The following is a 17,794-nucleotide window of genomic DNA, read 5'->3' as shown; positions in this document are numbered from 1 at the left end:
CATTATTACCGGGGCTTTCATTCACATCATCCACTAATTTAAGTAGAATGGTGGTCATTTTTAAGGAAGTAGGGGAATAGGGTTATGGCAGTCAGCATACATACAATTGGTTTTGAGCATTTAGGGATGCGAGATCTTGAACAAGTTGGTGGTAAGAATGCTTCATTGGGTGAGATGATTAGCTGTTTATCGTCGGCTGGCGTTCATGTCCCAACAGGATTTGCTACTACCGCTGACTCCTTCCGCGAGTTTTTGGCAAAAGATAAACTTGATCAAAAAATTTATGATTTATTGGCTTCTTTAAACACTGATGATATCTCTCAACTAACATCTGTTGGTAAAACAATTCGTGAAATGGTGCTGAGCCACTCCTTTTCGGTGGAATTTGAAAATGCTGTTCGGGCTTCTTATAACGACTTAGTCAAGACTATTGGGCACAATGACTTTACCGTAGCAGTGCGCTCTTCTGCAACAGCTGAAGATTTACCTGATGCTTCATTCGCAGGGCAGCAGGAAACCTATCTAAATGTTAGAGGGATAGAAGCTATTTTAATTGCAATTAAGCAAGTATTTGCTTCTTTATTTAATGATCGTGCAATTGCGTATCGGGTTCATCATGGTTTTGCACATCATGATGTTGCTTTATCTGCAGGTATTCAGCAAATGATACGAAGCGATTTGGCAGCAAGTGGTGTTATGTTCACTATGGATACAGAATCAGGCTTCAATGAAGTTGTCTTTATCACTTCTTCTTATGGTTTAGGTGAAATGGTGGTACAGGGTGCGGTAAATCCTGATGAGTTTTACGTGCATAAACCAGGTTTGAAGGCTGGTAAACCAGCAGTAATTCGTCGTACCTTGGGTAGTAAGGCAATGAAAATGGTTTATGCCAATGATTCTACCAAAAATCAGACAGTCACCACGACAGAAGTTAGTCCGCGTGAAAGGTTACTGTTTTCTTTAACTAATGAAGAAGTCGAGCAACTTGCCAAACATGCTCTTGTCATTGAAAAACATTATGGCCGACCCATGGATATTGAATGGGCTAAAGATGGTAAAAATGGCAAATTGTATATTTTACAGGCTAGACCAGAGACGGTCAAAAGTCGTGCAAATTCTCAAGTGCTAGAGCGATATACCCTACAAGAGCATAGTGAAATACTTACTGAAGGGCGTAGTATTGGCCAAAAAGTTGGTCAAGGACGAGCAAAAATCATTACCGATGTGAGTGAAATGCATCGAGTCGAGCCTGGGGATGTATTGGTTTCAGATATGACTGATCCGGATTGGGAGCCAGTTATGAAGCGGGCATCCGCTATTGTTACCAATCGGGGTGGTAGGACCTGCCATGCTGCTATCATTGCGCGTGAGTTAGGAATTCCTGCTGTTGTAGGTTGCGGTGATGCAACGAAAGCCATCAAAGATGGTGATGAAGTAACTGTAAGTTGCGCTGAGGGGGATACAGGTTTTGTATATCAAGGGATGTTGCCTTTTGAGCAAATGAGTCTTGATGTTGATACTATGCCTGAGTTACCTCTTAAAATTATGCTTAATGTGGGTAATCCTGAGCGTGCATTTGCTTTTCAATCCATCCCTAATGCAGGCGTGGGTTTGGCGCGATTAGAGTTCTTAATATCCAATACTATTGGTATTCATCCTAAGGCATTGTTGGAATATGACAAACTAGAAGACAAAAAGTTAAAACAATTTATTGATGAGAAAACAGCGGCTTATGCTTCGCCTGTGGAATACTATGTTGAACGCTTAAAAGAAGGGATTGCGACGATCGCTGCTGCTTTTTATCCCAAGCCTGTCATTGTTAGACTTTCGGATTTTAAGTCTAATGAATATGCGAATCTGGCTGGTGGAAAGCACTATGAGCCTCATGAAGAAAATCCCATGCTAGGTTTTCGTGGTGCATCGCGTTACATTTCCGATGATTTTGCAGAGTGCTTCGCATTGGAATGCAAGGCAGTTCGCCGAGTTCGTGAGGATATGGGGCTTAGTAATGTCGAAGTTATGATTCCTTTCGTACGCACAGTGACTGAAGCCAAAGAGGTAATTGAGGTTTTAAAACAACACGGGCTTGAGCGAGGAAAAGAAGATTTACGTATTATTATGATGTGTGAATTACCTTCTAATGCTTTGCTAGCGAGTGAGTTTTTAGAGCATTTTGATGGCTTCTCTATTGGTTCAAATGATTTGACTCAGTTGACATTGGGTTTAGATAGGGATTCGGGTTTGGTAGCTTCACAATTCGATGAACGCAACGCTGCAGTGAAAGCCTTATTGCACATGGCAATATCAACCTGTAAAAAAGCAGGAAAATATGTGGGGATTTGCGGTCAAGGACCTTCTGATCATCAAGACTTCGCTCAATGGTTGATGAAAGAAGGGATTGATAGTGTATCATTAAATCCAGATTCTGTATTAGAGACTTGTCTCTTTCTTGCTGGCAACACTCAATGAGACGTTACCTTAAATACTTATTATTAGCAGGACTTTGCCCTGCTTTATTATATGCAGGGGTCCCACAAGATTCTCACCACGATCCCATTGCCCCGATATTGCTTTGGGTTACTCTTATTTTATTCTTCGCCATAGTCGGCCGTTATATTGCCCGTCGCTTAAAGCTACCAGGTGTACTAGGTGAGCTATTAATGGGCGTACTATTAGGTAATCTTTGTTACTTTTTTGGTTTAAATCTCGCTGTAATTTTGCGTGAAGGCCCTGAAATTTTTAATATTATGGGCGAGATATTAAAAGGGATGGCGCTTCCGCAAGCGGTAGCCACTAATATTACCGATCCTGTGTATGCGAAACAGGTAATAGCCGCTTTAACAGGTCAGCATGGGCTTGATTTGATAAAAGTAGGGTATGTTCTGGATGTTTTTTCTCGCTATGGGGTTATTTTCTTACTTTTTATGGTGGGCTTGGAAAGTTCCATTGAAGAATTAAAGCATACTGGTCGTGAGTCTATACTGGTGGCACTTATTGGTGTCATTGCGCCTATTATTTTAGGTTTTACTGTTGCCCATCTGTTACTTCCTAGGGCTTCTTATAAAGTCGATCTATTTGTGGCTGCAACCCTATCTGCAACGAGTGTGGGGATTACCGCACGTGTACTTGCGGAGATGAAAAAATTACGTACACGTGAGGCGCGAACTATTTTAGGTGCGGCAATGATTGATGATATTCTTGGGCTGATTATTCTGGCTGTAGTGAGTTCATTAGTAATTAACGATGCTGTCGATTTTGCTATGGTGACGCGTATTATTATTTCTGCTCTCTTATTTTTTGCAACAGCTTTAACTCTTGGGCCTATCTTGTTACGTAAGGTAGTGGTTTTCTTTGATAATTTTTTAGAATTTTGGGAAGTTAAATTACTCGCTTCGTTTATTTTTGTAATGTTTCTGGCGTGGCTTGCGACTTTAGTTGATCTTGCCGCCATTATTGGTGCTTTTGCTGCTGGACTGATTTTGCATGACGGCTTTTTTATTTCCAAAAAAGGACAACCTTCGGATGCTCGAAGCATTAAAAATTTAGTTGGACCGCTCGAATCTATCCTTGCTCCCTTGTTTTTTATTTTAATTGGTATTCAGGTTAAGCTTGAGGCTTTTGCTGATTGGCATGTGTTGCTTATGTCTACAGGACTTACCATTGCAGCAATTGTAGGCAAATTGCTGAGTGGCTTTGGAGGTAGCAGTAAAGACGATCGATTACTTATCGGTATCGGGATGTTGCCGCGTGGAGAGGTAGGGTTAGTTTTTGCATCGATAGGTCGAACATTGGGTGTAATTTCTGATCAGCTTTTCTCATCCATTATTCTCATGGTTATTGTGACAACCTTTCTGGCTCCGCCACTCCTGAAATCAAGATATACTAAAAATCAAAGAGATGTTAAAGAATGATGTTAGATAAAGTTCATATCCTGTCAGATGTGAAACGGGCATTAGCGGAAGATATTGGAACTGGTGATATTAGTGCGGCTTTGCTTTCACCACAATTAATGGCAGAAGCAGAAATTGTCTCTCGCGAGCCCATGCTTGTTTGTGGCTGCCCTTGGGTAAATGCTGTATTTGCCGAAATTGATACAAGTATTGTTATTGAATGGCTTGTGCAAGAAGGGAGTTGGCTTGATGAGGCTACAATATTATGCCGCATTAAAGGACCGGCTGCTTCTATTTTAACAGCAGAGCGTACCGCCTTAAATTTTTTACAAACGCTGTCTGCAACAGCGACGCAAACGCGGCGTTATTTACTGAAACTGCAAGGTACAGGCACCCGTTTGTTGGATACACGCAAAACAATTCCAGGCCTGAGGATGGCTCAAAAATATGCAGTGGCCTGTGCCGGAGGAGTTAATCACCGCATGGGTTTGTATGATGCTTTTTTAATCAAAGAAAATCATATTAAATCCTGTGGTTCAATTACAACAGCAATAGCCAAAGCAAGGCAAAGTCATCGTAATTTTTTCATCGAAATTGAAGTTGAAACGTTGGATGAATTGCAAGAAGCGCTGGCAGCCAAACCTGATCGTATTTTGCTCGATAATTTCAGCAATGCTATGCTTGTTGAAGCAGTAAAAATAAACCAACATCGCTGCGAATTAGAAGCATCAGGTGGTATTGGTTTATCAACAATCCGTTCTGTGGCTGAAACAGGGGTTAATTATATTTCGGTTGGTTCAATTACCAAATCAATTCAAGCAATTGATCTAAGTTTACTGGTTAGGGAAGTCAAATGAATCCACGTATAGTTTTTACCGGTGGCGGTACCGCTGGCCACGTCACACCAAATTTAGCATTAATTGAAATCTTACAAAATAGTGGCTGGAAAATTGATTATATTGGTTCAGAGGATGGGGTAGAAAAAGGCATGATTAGCGCTTTGAATATTCCTTACCATGCGGTTCATAGTGGCAAATTGAGACGTTATTTCAGTTGGAAAAATTTTTTAGATCCTATAAAAATTTTTCTGGGTATCAGTCAGGCTTATTGTTTGTTACGAAAACTTAAAACGGATATCGTATTTTCCAAGGGAGGTTTCGTTGCTTTCCCAATCGTTGTTGCGGCGTGGCTGCATCGAATTCCAGTCATTGCTCATGAATCTGATATGACACCTGGACTGGCAAATCGTTTAAGTTTTCCCTTTGTTGATAAAATTTGTGTTACCTTCGCTGCTGCCAAAAAACATTTTAAAAAACAAGAAAAAGTTGAAATTACAGGAACTCCCATCCGAACACTGCTATTTAAAGGTTCTAAAGCAAAAGGTTTGGCATTATGCGGTTTTAATGATAAGAAACCTTGCTTATTGGTGATGGGTGGAAGTCAAGGAGCTGCCCCCCTAAATAATGCTTTAAGACAATGCCTATCTACTTTATGCGAAGATTATCAAGTTATCCATTTATGTGGTAAAGGCAAGGTAGAGAATGATTTGCTTAATCGAGAAGGTTATTGTCAGTTTGAGTATGCAAATGAGGAATTAGCTGATTTATTTGCTGCGAGTGATTTAGTTATTTCTCGTGCAGGAGCCAATGCTTTATATGAAATCCTGGCTTTGGAAAAACCACACGTACTGATCCCCTTGTCCGCCAAAGTAAGCCGTGGTGACCAGATTCAAAATGCAAAATATTTTAAAGAACAGGGAATTAGTGTGGTTGTTGAAGAAGAAAACTTAGCACCTCAGTCTCTTTTAATGGCTATCACAGAAGTGAATCAACATAAAGATGAAATTATTGTTAAAATCAAGGGGCTTCAGATCGAGTCTGCTACCTTGAAAATTATTGATTTAATCAAGGAGCAGATACATGTTGAATCCCCAGAGATTGTATGATTATGTAGCCAAGCAATGGCAGGACAATATTCTCCCAAGCCTCTGTGAATATATTAAAATCCCTAATAAATCCCCTCATTTTGATCGACAATGGCAAGAACATGGATATATGGAGCAGGCTGTTAACCATGTGGCTGATTGGTGTAGAACTCATGCGCCTGAAGGAATGACTTTAGAGGTTATTCGTTTACCCAATCGGACACCATTGTTGTTTATGGAAGTGCCAGGACAACTTGATGAAACAATTCTGCTTTATGGACATTTAGACAAACAACCTGAAATGAGTGGTTGGCAAGAAGGATTAGGGCCTTGGAAGCCTGTTATTAAGGAAGGGTGTCTTTATGGTCGCGGTGGCGCGGATGATGGTTATGCCGCTTATGCTTCACTTACCGCAATTCGCGCTTTGCAAGAACAGGATTTGCCTCACGCACGTTGTGTGCTGATTATTGAAGCTTGTGAAGAAAGCGGTAGTTATGATTTACCTTTCTATATTGACTCTTTAAAAGAAAAAATAGGTGAGCCTGCCCTGGTTATTTGTTTGGATTCCGGTGCTGGTAACTATGAGCAACTCTGGATGACAACGTCCCTACGAGGCAATGTTACAGGGGAGCTTTCTGTTGAGTTACTTACAGAAGGTGTACATTCTGGTTATGCAAGTGGCATTGTGGCAGACAGTTTTCGTGTGGCAAGGCAACTAGTTAGTCGTATTGAAGATGAAGTCACCGGTAAAATTAAAATGGAGTCTTTATATTGCGAAATCCCACCAGAGAGAGTACGACAGGCGACTGCTTGTGCCGCAATTCTTGGTGATGAAGTCTATACCAGCTTTCCTTTTCATTCCGGTGTAGAGCCCGTTGAAAAAGATAAGCAGCAACTGATTTTAAATCGTACATGGAGACCAGCCCTTGCTGTGACAGGCGCGATGGGGTTACCAACAACCGCTGATGCAGGAAATGTATTGCGACCTAAAACTTCACTAAAGCTGTCGATGCGCCTGCCGCCTTTGGTATCCCCCAAAAAAGCTGCAGCAGCAATGCAAAAGACTTTAACCGAAAACCCACCTTATCAAGCAAAAGTGGATTTTCATATTCATGATGAAGCTATGGGATGGAATGCTCCTGAAATGGTTCAATGGTTAGAAGAGGCTATCAACAATGCATCAATGATTTTTTATAAAAAACCCGCAGCCTATATAGGAGAGGGAGGAACAATTCCTTTCATGGGGATGCTGGGGGAAAAATTTCCCAAAGCTCAATTTATGATTACGGGTGTCTTAGGTCCTCATTCAAATGCGCATGGTCCCAATGAGTTTTTACATCTGGAAATGGTAGAAAAATTAACGGCTTGTGTTGCCTATGTACTTAACTCTCATTTTAATCATATAAATCTCGACAGGTAAAAAAAATATTGCCATACTCCACAACTTCTTGCAGGTAAGCAAGAAGTTACGGGATTAGAATTTGGAAATATTTAATCCCACTATCAGTCCAACAATTAATGGAGAAATGTTAAATGAAGGCAAATTTATTTGCTGCTGTATTATCACTATGTATTGTATCCCTTCCTATTCATGCAAAAGCCGATGCAAATAGCTCACCCACAGCTAAGGCTAAGGTATTCTCTGGTAAAAAGATCGATTTAAATAAAGCTGATGTTAGTGAGCTTTCTAAATCTGTAAAGGGAATAGGCCAAAAGCGTGCAGAAGCTATTGTTCATTATCGCGAAGAACACGGTAACTTTAAATCGATTGAAGACCTGTCTCAGGTGCGCGGATTAGGCAAACAATTTGTTAAAAGCCATCTCAAGCAGCTGCAAGAGGTTTTTATCATTGGCTAATATTTTTGGCAAAAAATCGTAATAAAAAGGCGGGGTTACCCGCCATTATTTTACAAAATCTACTCTACATAAATATAAGATGTGATTATTAGATAAAAACAAATTAAAAAATCAAGCGACTGATAGAAATCAAGTCGATTGGATTAAATAATCTTTGAATTTCGAGAGATAAATTCTCATTGTTATAAGAAATAAATCTTCGTTATGTAACTTATTAATTGGTGACTTAAAAAATCTTGATAAAGATCTGTCGATTTTTATTCAAATATAGGGTAAAGTACTCCCCAAAAAATAATGAGGTAGTGCTGCACATGTTCAGGAAATTAAGGGGCGTTTTTTCCAATGATTTATCCATTGATTTGGGAACCGCGAATACATTGATTTACGTCAGGGACAAGGGAATAGTTTTAAATGAACCCTCTGTGGTTGCTCTTCGCAATGAGTCTGGCCAGAAACGCGTTGCTGCTGTTGGCTTGGAAGCGAAGCGTATGCTAGGTAGGACGCCTGGTAATATTAACGCGATTAGACCAATGAAAGATGGTGTAATTGCTGACTTCTTTGTTACAGAAAAAATGTTGCAACACTTTATTCATAAAGTCCATGAAAATCGTTTCTTACGTCCAAGCCCACGTGTATTGGTTTGCGTACCTTGTGGTTCTACACAAGTAGAGAGACGTGCTATCCGCGAATCAGCCATGGGTGCTGGAGCTCGCGAAGTCTTCTTGATAGAAGAGCCAATGGCTGCAGCTTTAGGCTCCGGTATGCCAGTTGAAGAAGCCAGTGGCTCTATGGTAGTTGATATCGGTGGGGGTACTACAGAAGTCGCAATCATTTCGTTAAGTGGTATCGTTTACCATCAATCAGTACGCATCGGTGGTGATAAGTTTGACGATGCTATTGTTTCTTATGTTCGTCGTAATTACGGAACTTTAATCGGTGAAACAACTGCTGAGCGCATTAAACATGAAATTGGTTCAGCTTTCCCCAGTCGTGATCTGTTTGAAATTGAAGTAAGAGGTAGAAATTTGGCAGAAGGCGTGCCTCGTAGCTTTACTCTTACAAGCGCTGAAATTCTCGAAGCATTACAAGAGCCACTTTCAGGAATTGTAGGTGCTGTTAGAGCTGCCTTGGAATTGGCTCCACCAGAGTTGGCTGCAGATATTGCTGAGCGCGGTATGGTGCTGACCGGTGGGGGAGCTCTATTGAAGAACATGGACACTCTATTGATGGAAGAAACAGGCCTGCCCGTGCTGGTTGCAGAAGATCCTTTAACCTGCGTAGCGCGTGGTGGTGGTAAGGCATTAGAAACCATGGATCTTCGTGGCGGTGATTTCCTCTCAACAGAATAATCCTAAAGGCAGGCTTTTTGCTGAAAAGAGCAAACACAAAGTATTTGGTTTTGTGTTTGCTTCTGCTTTGTCCTTTTTGCTCATGTTTTCGGACTACCACTATAAATATCTTAATAGTGTTCGTAGTGGTTTTGCTTTGCTTATTTCACCTCTACAATTTGCTGTAGACTACCCTGTGCGAGTCATTGGATGGGTGCAATCTTTAGTGGGTACCAAAAAAGCCCTAATTAATGAAAACATGCAGCTACGATATCAGCAAACGTTATTGGAAGCAGAACTACAAAAATTATTAGTCATTAAAGAAGAAAATTCTCAACTTCGAGAATTGCTCTTAACCTCTTCAAAGGCGCAGATGCGTGCAATGGCTGCACAAATTTTGGCTGTTGATACGAGCAGTTCGCGCCAGCTTTTTGTATTGAACAAAGGAAAACGCGATGGTGTCTATATGGGGCAACCCGTTCTTGATGCTAAAGGGGTGATGGGGCAAATCATTGATGTAGGCTCAATGACAAGTACTGTATTGTTGATATCCGATTCAAAAAGCGCAGTTCCTGTACGAAATAATCGCACTGGGGAGCGAGCTATTTTGGTAGGAACAAATAATATGAGCCAACTATCTTTAATTAATTTGCCAAGAACTTCATCAATTAGTAAAGGTGATCTGTTAGTTACCTCTGGTTTGGGCCGTTTATACCCAGAGGGGTATCCTGTGGGGCGAGTTGAAGCAATAAGAAGTATCCCTGGAGATGCCTTTATTAAGGTGGATGTTAGTCCAATTGCTTTGCTCAATAGAAATAGGCTGGTTCTACTGATATGGCCTGATAAAGAACAGGCTGCATTAACAGCCCAGATTAATGAGCGTTTAAATGCAATCGGAGAAAATGCATGAACTCATTATATTTGCGCTTATTTATTGCAATTGTATTAGCATTGGCATTAACAATTTTGCCGCTACCTGATTTATTAATTGGATTGAGACCGCCTTGGGTGTTAATGCTGGTTCTCTACTTACAATTTTTTTTACCAAACTATTTTAATGTGGTAATTCTATTGGTTATTGGCCTGGCCCTTGATGTATTGTTGTCGACTGTGCTTGGTGAACATGCATTTGCGTTATCAATAGTTTCATGGATTGCAAGTAATAAAGCTCGGCGGTTTAATTTTTTCTCTATGGGGCAGCAAATGGCCTTAATCGGTTTTTTCTGTTTGCTATACCAAGTGCTGATTTTGATAATGGAAGCTTTTCTTGGCTATCATATCGCTTTGTTAATGTCTATCGGTAGTGCTGCAATCAGCATGGTTCTTTGGCCTTGGGTTAGATTGCTAGCGGATGATACTCTACGGGCAAAAGCCTTTTATGCTCGTTAATTTTTATTCTGCTAGATTAGAGCTTTTTCAGATCGCCAGGATTTACCGAGATAATGCAATATTCTCCGGGTAGTAAACTACCTAAAGACCAGTTTGCAATTTTATGACGCACCAGTCTTAAAGTAGGGAAACCTATTGCAGCAGTCATTCTACGGATTTGGTGGTTTTTCCCTTCACACAAAATAATCTCAAGCCAAGCTGTAGGTACAGTTTTGCGGAAACGTATTGGAGGCACACGTTCCCATAGCAATGGTGCATCAATAATTTTAACTTTGGCAGGTAAAAAATGAGTTTCTTTAAGAATGAGTCCTTTACGCAGTGGTAGCAGATCGTGTTCTTGAGGCACACCCTCAATTTGTACCCAGTAATGCTTTTCTTTATTAAAACGGGGGTGAGTTAATCGATGTTGCAATTTGCCATTATTCGTCAATAAAAGTAAACCTTCACTATTTTTATCCAAACGACCAGCTGCATAAAAATCGGGTAAATTAATATAGTCAGCCAAAGTTTTGTCGTGCTCTTCGCCTGTAAATTGAGTTAAGACACCAAAGGGTTTATTAAACAGTAAAATATCTCTCATAACATGCAATCTTTAAAAAGGTTTATTATCGCTGCGAAACGCATTTGGGACAAAGGCTTTTCGCATGCTATGATTATTTACTTTAAAATTATTGACGGAGTTGCCAATGACATTCGAAAAAATTCATGTTCCAGCTCAGGGACAAGCCATTACGGTTGCCGCTGATTTGTCACTAAAAGTTCCTAATTTCCCAATTATTCCTTTTATCGAAGGGGATGGTATTGGGGTAGATGTTACTCCTCCAATGCGGCGTGTAGTTGATGCTGCGGTGGCAAAAGCCTATGGTGATAAAAAGAAAATTGCATGGATGGAAGTTTATGCTGGGGAAAAAGCAACGAAGGTTTATGGTGGCGATCAATGGCTTCCTAAAGAAACATTGGATGCATTAAAAAAATTTGTTGTAGCCATTAAAGGGCCCCTTACTACTCCTGTTGGCGGTGGCATTCGCTCGTTGAACGTGGCAATTCGTCAAGATCTCGATCTCTATACTTGCCTGCGCCCAGTTCGCTATTTTACAGGTACCCCAAGTCCTGTGAAGGAGCCATGGAAAACTGATATGGTTATTTTTAGAGAAAACTCTGAGGATATCTATGCGGGGATAGAGTGGCAAGCCGACACGGCTGATGCGAAAAAAATTATTAATTTTCTCCAAAAAGAGATGGGTGTTAAAAAAATTCGTTTTCCTGAGCATTGCGGGATAGGTATTAAGCCTGTTTCTAAAGAGGGTACTTCACGTTTGGTAAAAGCTGCTATCCAATATGCTATTGATAATGACCGTGATTCAGTAACTTTGGTTCATAAAGGCAACATCATGAAATTTACTGAGGGTGCTTTTAAAGATTGGGGTTATCAAGTAGCTCGCGAAAGCTTTGGAGCGAAAGAATATCAAGGTGGTCCTTGGATGCAATTGACGAACCCCAGAAATGGTAAGTCTATTATTATTAAAGATGTAATTGCAGATGCATTTTTACAACAAATCTTGTTAAGGCCTGAGGATTATAGCGTCATTGCCACTCTTAATTTAAATGGTGATTACATATCAGATGCGCTGGCGGCCCAAGTTGGTGGAATTGGAATTGCTCCAGGTGCCAATATTGGTGATGATGTTGCGGTATTTGAGGCAACTCATGGTACTGCACCAAAATATGCTGGCCAGGATAAAGTGAATCCAGGTTCTCTTATTTTATCAGCTGAGATGATGCTACGTCATATGGGATGGACAGAGGCTGCTGATTATATTATCAAAGGAATGGAAGGTGCCATTGAAGCAAAAACGGTTACTTATGATTTTGAACGTTTGATGGAAGGTGCTACTTGTGTCAGCAGTTCGGGATTTGCTGAAGCAATGATTAAGCACATGTAAACTATCCTGTGATTGGATAGGATTGGGCGTAATATATCTTGGTGATGCGTAAACGCATCGCCAAGATATTCGCAGCAATATAGACCCTCTGGATGTTTATATTGATGCTATAAGTCCATAGTTTTGTCGCATACTTAAAATATTGGTCTTTAGCATTGTGGTGGTAAACCAATGTTGCACACTGTCTGGCCAAATAAATGTCTATAGGTCTTATATTTCCAGATGATTCAATCTGGAAAATTGTTGTCTAAACAAAAATATAGTTAGGGCATCATAGGGAAAATTTCGTAGCAGCTCTATTTTACAGACTCAGGATGTTGGTAATTTAAAAAACAGTTATGAAAAGCCAATATGAATGTAATCTAATCAAGATGTTGTTGATTATCGCAAGGTTTAATTTTTTAAAGAAATTAAATCAATTTTTACTGGCCAAAAGTCCTTTAGAAGTCTATAAAATTAATAAAGGGTGTATGTTATGAGTAGATGGTCTTTAGAGGAAATCGTTGAGCGAAAAAAGGCTGAGTCAGAAGTACTACCAGAGATTAAACAGCCTAGGAAATATAAGGTTATTTTACTTAATGATGATTACACCCCAATGGAGTTTGTCGTGGAAGTATTAAAAAGGTTCTTCCACTTAAATGAAGAAATAGCAACTCAGGTGATGTTACAGGTTCATATTGTGGGGAAAGGTGTTTGTGGTGTTTTTACAAGGGACATAGCAGAAACGAAGGTTGCTTTAGTGAATGATCATGCTAGGAGTAATCAGCACCCCTTGTTATGTACCATGGAGCCAGAGTAATGGTAGTGTGGGTGGAGAGGAGCAACGACAATGTTAAACAAAGAACTTGAATTCACCTTAAATCTAGCCTTTAAGGAAGCAAAAGAGAAGCGTCATGAATTTATGACGGTTGAGCATTTGTTACTATCGCTGCTTGATAACCCAGCTGCAGGCAACGTGTTACAGGCTTGTGATGCTAATATTGATGCTTTGCGTCGAGATTTAATTGAATTCATTGATGAGACTACTCCTAGAATTCCAGAAGATGAGTTGGATAGAGAAACTCAGCCTACGCTTGGTTTTCAACGTGTTTTGCAACGTGCTGTATTTCATGTGCAATCAGCAGGGAAGACTGAGGTTACAGGTGCCAATGTGTTAGCGGCAATCTTTAGTGAGCAAGAGAGTCAGGCTGTTTACTTTCTACGTCGCGAAAATATTACTCGTTTGGATGTGATTAACTATATCTCTCATGGTGTTTCTAAATACCATAGTGATATGGGTGAAGGTATGAATTCTATGGATGAGGAGACTTTAGGTAGTGAAGTTAATGAGTCACCACTTGAAAGTTATTGCATGAATCTCAACAAACGAGCTAGATTAGGCAAAATTGATCCATTGATTGGCCGGCATGAAGAAATCCAACGAACGATTCAGGTATTGTGTCGTCGCCGAAAAAACAATCCGCTGTTAGTAGGCGAGGCAGGAGTAGGTAAAACGGCTATTGCTGAAGGGTTAGCGCGTCGTATTGTTGATGGTGAAGTCCCCGATGCTATCCACAATTGTGTAGTTTACTCCTTAGATTTGGGGGCTTTATTGGCTGGTACTAAATATCGCGGGGATTTTGAAAAACGGTTAAAAGCTGTTCTAAAACAATTATCACAGCAAGATGGTGCTGTACTCTTTATTGATGAAATCCACACTATTATTGGTGCTGGAGCTGCTTCAGGTGGCGTTATGGATGCATCAAACCTTATCAAGCCTTTGCTGGCTAATGGTGAGCTAAAGTGCATAGGTTCAACTACTTATCAGGAATATCGCGGCATTTTTGAAAAAGATAGAGCTTTGGCCAGACGTTTTCAGAAAATCGATATCACAGAGCCTAGCGTTGATGAAACGTTTGAAATTCTTAAAGGCTTGAAAGGACGACTGGAAGAACATCATGGCGTGAAATTCTCTATTCCTGCATTAAAAGCAGCAGCTGAGTTATCCGCAAAATACATTAATGACCGTTTTCTACCTGATAAAGCAATTGATGTAGTGGATGAAGCGGGTGCATATCAGAATCTGCTGACAGTGAATAAACGCAAAAAAATCATTAGTGTCGCAGAAATTGAAAGTGTGGTTGCTAAAATTGCCCGTATTCCTGTCAAGAAGGTTTCTGCAAGAGATAAAGATACATTACGTAATCTGGAGCGGGATCTAAAATTACTGGTTTATGGTCAAGATGATGCCATTACAGCACTAGCCTCTGCGATTAAACTTGCTCGCTCAGGTTTACGGGAGCCACAAAAACCTGTGGGTTGTTTCTTATTTGCAGGTCCCACTGGGGTTGGGAAAACAGAAGTTACTAAACAACTTGCCAACGTATTGGGTATCGAATTACTGCGCTTTGACATGTCTGAATACATGGAAAAACATACTGTTTCTCGTCTGATAGGAGCGCCTCCAGGTTATGTTGGTTATGATCAAGGGGGCTTGCTAACAGAAGCAGTGACTAAAAATCCTCATGCAGTTCTCTTATTGGATGAGATTGAAAAGGCTCATCCAGATGTTTTCAATTTATTATTGCAGATCATGGATCATGGCACATTGACCGATACTAATGGACGTCAGGCTGACTTTAGGCATGTTATTTTGGTCATGACTTCTAATGCCGGGGCAAGTGAGATTAGCAGAAATTCTATCGGCTTTTCTCTCCAAGACAATAGTGGTGATGGTCTGGAAGTCCTTAAGCGACAATTTAGTCCTGAGTTTAGAAATAGATTAGATGCAATCATTAATTTTGCACCGCTTGACAATGTCACTATCGGTTTAGTAGTTGACAAATTTATCATGGAACTTGATGAGCAATTAAGCAACAAGGGAGTTACTTTTAAAGTTGATCAAGCTGCACGTGATTGGCTCATTGAACATGGCTATGATAAGTCCATGGGTGCCCGTCCAATGGCACGATTGATCCAAGAAAACGTGAAAAAACCCCTTGCTGATGAGTTACTTTTTGGTAAATTGGCTAATGGAGGTCATGTAACCTTAAAGGTAAAAGATGGTAAGTTGCATTTTGATAGTCATGATCATAGGGAAGGTGTTTACTAAGTTGAGCACTAGTTCAGTTTCAAAAAATGCGCTTTAAAAGCGCATTTTTTTTGACAGTTTATATCGTCTTGAAATTGCTAACAATTACACCTGTTCTGAGTTAAACTAACAAAATTTTTATACCCTACTGGTTATGCATGCTAAGTGTTATCATCATTGCTAAGGATGAGGAAGCAAACATTAAGCGTTGCTTAGAATCTGTGCAATGGGCAGACGAAATTATTGTTCTTGATTCAGGCAGTAGAGACAATACCGTTGCTATTGCGAAAGAATTTACTGCTCATGTTTATTGCACTGACTGGCAAGGTTATGGAATTCAAAAACAACGAGCATTAGCTTATGCTACGGGCGATTGGATCTTAAATCTTGATGCAGATGAGTTTGTGGATAGTGGGTTGCAGGAAGCAATTAAACAAGCAATCAATAATGATACAGCAGATGCTTATCGAATTCCTATTTGCATGAATTTTTATGGTAAGCTGCTTCGTTTTTCCTCAAGTCCCAAAAGACACATTCGTCTTTTTAAACGGACTGGCGCTCGTTACAGCAACGATATAGTTCATGAAAAAATAATATTACCTTCATCCGCCAGGGTAGCCAGACTGAAATTAGCAATTCAACACTATTCTTTTCAAGATATAAGCCATGCTCTTTATAAGGTTAACAAATACTCTTCTTACAGTGCTCAAATAAGAAGAAAGAAGCAAAATCCCCCCAATTTTGCAAAAATTCTTTTGGGAACAGGTTGGATGTTTTTCCGTTGTTATTTTTTACAGCGGGGATTTTTAGATGGACAAGCAGGTTTTTTATTTGCGACTTTAAATGCGCAAGGAACGTTTTACCGTGGTATTAAACAGCTCTATCGTGATACTCAGGTTGATGAATTACCCAATATATATTGAGAGATAATTAAATGGATATTTTACTTAGCTTTTCACAAAGACTCCCAATGCAAAAATGGGTTACTGTCTTATTAGCAGCTACCTTACTCACTTTACCCATGAGTTCCACTGCAAAAAGCATTTGTTTAAGCCTCTCCCTAATAACTATCTTGCTGACGCCAGCTTTTCGTAAAGATGTGGTAGAACTTTTTAGCACCAAATGGGGCAGGGCTTGTTTGATTTTATTCGCCATATCTCTTATTGCTTGTTTCTGGAGTCCAGCCAATATTGCTGATAAAAAATTCATGATTGCAAAATATAGCAAATTACTCTATTTCCCTATCCTGGTTGCTGGATTTCAAAGTGCAAAAACAAGACAAATGAGCCTACAAGCCTTTCTTGTGGCCATGATTATTACTTGTGTATTATCTATTTTTAAGTTTCACGGTTATTTACAGTCATTCCACTTCAATCCTGACCATGTTTTTCGCAATCATATTATGACTGGCTATATGGTTGCTTTTGCTGCTTACATATCATGTTTGTTTGCTTATCGTCAGCAAGGTAAGATGCGCTTTGTTTATGGTTTACTCGCTCTGCTATTCAGTTATCAGGTTCTTTTTGTAAGTGGTGGACGTACAGGGTATATAATTTATCTGTTGCTAATGTCATTTTTTTCGTTGCAGCTGCGTACTTGGCGACAAACGATATTTGGTTTATCGCTGGTTTTTGCACAGGTTATGACTAGCTATCATACAAGCCCAGTCATGAACGAGCGCGTAGATGGTCTCACCCAACAAATTCAAAGTTATCAACATAATCAAAAAGATACAGATATTGGATTACGCTTACAATTTCATCACTATGCGTACCAGCTATTTAATCGTCATCCATTATTTGGTAATGGAACAGCCAGTTTTACTTATTATTTTGAAAAAGAGCAGCCTGTACCTTTCTGGAGTTGGAAGTTACAGGAGCCACATAGCCAGTATTGGTTGGTGGCTGCTGAATTTGGTCTATTAGGAGTGGGGGCATTAGGGTTTCTCTTTTTAAGTATGATTCAAGCTAGTTTACGTTTGGACAAAATGAAAACGATAGCTTTTGCGATGTTAATACCATTTATGATAGGAAATGTATCAGACTCTCTGCTTCTTTATTCAGGCTCAGGCTATTTCTTTCTCTTATTTATGGCTCTTTGTTTTGGTGAAAAGCTTGAGATGACTAAATCCAAGAGAGGACAATTACCTTAGGCAAAAGGTTATCCCCTAGTACTTAATTGAGTTTAAAGTACTAGGGGACTTAAAAGATTATCATCAACCGAGATGGACTGTAGAATCAATTAGTAAGCTACTAGAGCTATCAGCCAGTAAACTACTGTCAACAAGAGAACTTGTTGATAGATCACCGCCAACATCGGTACTTACAGACGCTGTTGCAGTTAAATCACCACCAGTTGCGGTAACGGGATCTACGGTTGCAGTTAAATCACCG

At 39.9% G+C, this 17,794-nt stretch carries 15 protein-coding genes; 14 read left to right on the top strand and 1 reads right to left on the bottom strand.

Features of this window, described 5'->3' with window-relative positions; all coding sequences use genetic code 11:
* The first annotated feature begins 84 nt into the window (after window positions 1–84).
* The 9 genes from ppsA (at window position 85) to mreD (ending at window position 10,388) form a co-directional block, all read left to right on the top strand.
* Entirely contained in the window at window positions 85–2,469 is a 2,385-nt protein-coding gene (gene ppsA / locus Lbru_RS09530; RefSeq protein WP_058441906.1) for a phosphoenolpyruvate synthase, read from the top strand.
* Window positions 2,466–3,911, top strand: coding sequence for a cation:proton antiporter (locus Lbru_RS09525; RefSeq protein ID WP_058441905.1), 1,446 nt, complete (start codon window positions 2,466–2,468; stop codon window positions 3,909–3,911). Before ppsA ends, Lbru_RS09525 begins: the two co-directional genes overlap by 4 nt.
* Window positions 3,908–4,747 (top strand): carboxylating nicotinate-nucleotide diphosphorylase, encoded by an 840-nt coding sequence (gene nadC, locus Lbru_RS09520; protein WP_058441904.1) that lies wholly within the window; start codon window positions 3,908–3,910, stop codon window positions 4,745–4,747. Before Lbru_RS09525 ends, nadC begins: the two co-directional genes overlap by 4 nt.
* Window positions 4,744–5,835, top strand: a complete 1,092-nt coding sequence (locus Lbru_RS09515) for an undecaprenyldiphospho-muramoylpentapeptide beta-N-acetylglucosaminyltransferase (RefSeq protein ID WP_058441903.1) — start codon at window positions 4,744–4,746, stop codon at window positions 5,833–5,835. Before nadC ends, Lbru_RS09515 begins: the two co-directional genes overlap by 4 nt.
* A complete protein-coding gene (locus Lbru_RS09510) occupies window positions 5,810–7,234 on the top strand; it encodes a M20 family metallopeptidase (protein WP_058441902.1) in 1,425 nt (474 codons plus the stop codon). The genes Lbru_RS09515 and Lbru_RS09510 overlap by 26 nt, the downstream gene beginning before the upstream one ends.
* Window positions 7,235–7,347: 113 nt before the next feature.
* Window positions 7,348–7,671: a ComEA family DNA-binding protein gene (locus Lbru_RS09505; RefSeq protein ID WP_058441901.1), complete on the top strand. Its 324-nt coding sequence runs from the start codon at window positions 7,348–7,350 to the stop codon at window positions 7,669–7,671.
* 311 nt (window positions 7,672–7,982) lie between these two features.
* Window positions 7,983–9,020: a rod shape-determining protein gene (locus Lbru_RS09500; protein WP_025385468.1), complete on the top strand. Its 1,038-nt coding sequence runs from the start codon at window positions 7,983–7,985 to the stop codon at window positions 9,018–9,020.
* Complete coding sequence (gene mreC, locus Lbru_RS09495; RefSeq protein WP_058441900.1) at window positions 8,998–9,909, top strand: rod shape-determining protein MreC; 912 nt, start codon at window positions 8,998–9,000, stop codon at window positions 9,907–9,909. Before Lbru_RS09500 ends, mreC begins: the two co-directional genes overlap by 23 nt.
* Window positions 9,906–10,388, top strand: a complete 483-nt coding sequence (gene mreD, locus Lbru_RS09490; RefSeq protein ID WP_058441899.1) for a rod shape-determining protein MreD — start codon at window positions 9,906–9,908, stop codon at window positions 10,386–10,388. The genes mreC and mreD overlap by 4 nt, the downstream gene beginning before the upstream one ends.
* 16 nt (window positions 10,389–10,404) lie before the next feature.
* Here mreD and Lbru_RS09485 read toward each other — a convergent pair whose 3' ends face one another.
* The gene (locus Lbru_RS09485; protein ID WP_058441898.1) at window positions 10,405–10,968 is read right to left on the bottom strand and encodes a pseudouridine synthase; all 564 of its coding nucleotides are present in this window, start codon (window positions 10,966–10,968) and stop codon (window positions 10,405–10,407) included.
* Between the two features lie 91 nt (window positions 10,969–11,059).
* Between Lbru_RS09485 and icd the strand changes: the two genes are divergently transcribed.
* The 5 genes from icd (at window position 11,060) to Lbru_RS09460 (ending at window position 17,553) form a co-directional block, all read left to right on the top strand.
* Window positions 11,060–12,331 carry an NADP-dependent isocitrate dehydrogenase gene (icd, locus tag Lbru_RS09480; RefSeq protein WP_420795323.1) on the top strand — a complete coding sequence of 424 codons (1,272 nt, stop codon included), beginning with the start codon at window positions 11,060–11,062 and terminating at the stop codon, window positions 12,329–12,331.
* Between the two features lie 475 nt (window positions 12,332–12,806).
* Window positions 12,807–13,130: an ATP-dependent Clp protease adapter ClpS gene (gene clpS, locus Lbru_RS09475; protein ID WP_058441896.1), complete on the top strand. Its 324-nt coding sequence runs from the start codon at window positions 12,807–12,809 to the stop codon at window positions 13,128–13,130.
* 30 nt (window positions 13,131–13,160) lie between these two features.
* Window positions 13,161–15,422, top strand: coding sequence for an ATP-dependent Clp protease ATP-binding subunit ClpA (gene clpA / locus Lbru_RS09470; protein WP_058441895.1), 2,262 nt, complete (start codon window positions 13,161–13,163; stop codon window positions 15,420–15,422).
* 137 nt (window positions 15,423–15,559) lie between these two features.
* Window positions 15,560–16,324 (top strand): glycosyltransferase family 2 protein, encoded by a 765-nt coding sequence (locus tag Lbru_RS09465; RefSeq protein WP_058441894.1) that lies wholly within the window; start codon window positions 15,560–15,562, stop codon window positions 16,322–16,324.
* 11 nt (window positions 16,325–16,335) lie between these two features.
* Window positions 16,336–17,553, top strand: a complete 1,218-nt coding sequence (locus Lbru_RS09460; protein ID WP_058441893.1) for an O-antigen ligase family protein — start codon at window positions 16,336–16,338, stop codon at window positions 17,551–17,553.
* The last annotated feature ends 241 nt before the right edge of the window (window positions 17,554–17,794 follow it).

Source organism: Legionella brunensis (genome assembly GCF_001467025.1).
GTDB lineage: Bacteria > Pseudomonadota > Gammaproteobacteria > Legionellales > Legionellaceae > Tatlockia > Tatlockia brunensis.
The sequence above is the reverse complement of the archived record's forward strand: the minus strand, read 5'-3'. Positions and strand labels throughout refer to the sequence as shown.

What these genes read in the sequence shown, in the direction of transcription:
- ppsA (WP_058441906.1), top strand. Translation starts at nt 85, where the DNA reads ATGGCAGTCAGCATACATACAATTGGTTTTGAGCATTTAGGGATGCGA.
- Lbru_RS09525 (WP_058441905.1), top strand. Translation starts at nt 2,466, where the DNA reads ATGAGACGTTACCTTAAATACTTATTATTAGCAGGACTTTGCCCTGCT.
- nadC (WP_058441904.1), top strand. Translation starts at nt 3,908, where the DNA reads ATGATGTTAGATAAAGTTCATATCCTGTCAGATGTGAAACGGGCATTA.
- Lbru_RS09515 (WP_058441903.1), top strand. Translation starts at nt 4,744, where the DNA reads ATGAATCCACGTATAGTTTTTACCGGTGGCGGTACCGCTGGCCACGTC.
- Lbru_RS09510 (WP_058441902.1), top strand. Translation starts at nt 5,810, where the DNA reads ATGTTGAATCCCCAGAGATTGTATGATTATGTAGCCAAGCAATGGCAG.
- Lbru_RS09505 (WP_058441901.1), top strand. Translation starts at nt 7,348, where the DNA reads ATGAAGGCAAATTTATTTGCTGCTGTATTATCACTATGTATTGTATCC.
- Lbru_RS09500 (WP_025385468.1), top strand. Translation starts at nt 7,983, where the DNA reads ATGTTCAGGAAATTAAGGGGCGTTTTTTCCAATGATTTATCCATTGAT.
- mreD (WP_058441899.1), top strand. Translation starts at nt 9,906, where the DNA reads ATGAACTCATTATATTTGCGCTTATTTATTGCAATTGTATTAGCATTG.
- Lbru_RS09485 (WP_058441898.1), bottom strand. Translation starts at nt 10,968, where the DNA reads ATGAGAGATATTTTACTGTTTAATAAACCCTTTGGTGTCTTAACTCAA.
- clpS (WP_058441896.1), top strand. Translation starts at nt 12,807, where the DNA reads ATGAGTAGATGGTCTTTAGAGGAAATCGTTGAGCGAAAAAAGGCTGAG.
- clpA (WP_058441895.1), top strand. Translation starts at nt 13,161, where the DNA reads ATGTTAAACAAAGAACTTGAATTCACCTTAAATCTAGCCTTTAAGGAA.
- Lbru_RS09465 (WP_058441894.1), top strand. Translation starts at nt 15,560, where the DNA reads ATGCTAAGTGTTATCATCATTGCTAAGGATGAGGAAGCAAACATTAAG.
- Lbru_RS09460 (WP_058441893.1), top strand. Translation starts at nt 16,336, where the DNA reads ATGGATATTTTACTTAGCTTTTCACAAAGACTCCCAATGCAAAAATGG.